The organism is Kocuria cellulosilytica (assembly GCF_040981245.1).
Lineage (GTDB): Bacteria > Actinomycetota > Actinomycetes > Actinomycetales > Micrococcaceae > Kocuria > Kocuria cellulosilytica.
Genome location: NZ_JAVFWZ010000050.1, coordinates 1 through 663, shown reverse-complemented (window position 1 = coordinate 663; position 663 = coordinate 1). Strand labels below are relative to the sequence as shown.

Annotated in this window: 1 protein-coding gene; it reads right to left on the bottom strand. The window is 67.0% G+C overall.

The window, feature by feature from the left end; all coding sequences use genetic code 11:
* Window positions 1–648 (bottom strand): ABC transporter ATP-binding protein (locus RCG67_RS16915; protein WP_368827961.1); only part of this gene is annotated, 648 nt, incomplete at its 3' end.
* Window positions 649–663: the final 15 nt, after the last annotated feature.

Here is a 663-nt window from a genome sequence, read left to right as displayed (position 1 = left end):
GTCGTCGGTGGACTCGTCCATGATGATCCGGCCCGCGTCGATCACGAGCACCCGCTCGAGGAGGTTCGCGACCTCGTCGATGAGGTGGCTCGAGAGCAGCACCGTGCGCGGGTGCTCCGCGTAGTCGGCCAGCAGGCGGTCGTAGAAGATCTGCCGGGCGACGGCGTCGAGGCCGAGGTAGGGCTCGTCGAAGAAGGTGATCTCCGCGCGGGAGGCGAGGCCGATGATGACGCCGACGGCCGAGAGCTGCCCGCGGGAGAGCTTCTTGATCGTGCGCTTGAGCGGCAGCTGGAACTCGTCGATGAGCTCGTCGGCGAGCTCCTGGTCCCACCGCGGGAAGAAGAGCCGCGCCGAGGTGAAGGCATGGCGCGCGGTGGCGTCGTCGGGGTACTTCTGGCTCTCGCGCACGAAGCACATCCGGCTGAGCACCCGGGCGTTCTCGTAGGGATCCGCGCCGAACACCCGCACCTGCCCGCTGGTGGGCAGGTTCTGTGCGGTGAGGATCGACATCGCGGTGGTCTTGCCGGCGCCGTTGCGCCCCAGCAGGCCGTAGATCGTGTTCTCCTGGACGTCGAAGCTGACGTCGTCGAGAGCGAGCTTGTCCTTGTAGCGTTTCGTGAGGTTTCGGACCTCGATCACGGGGTTCATGCTGTCCTCCGATCC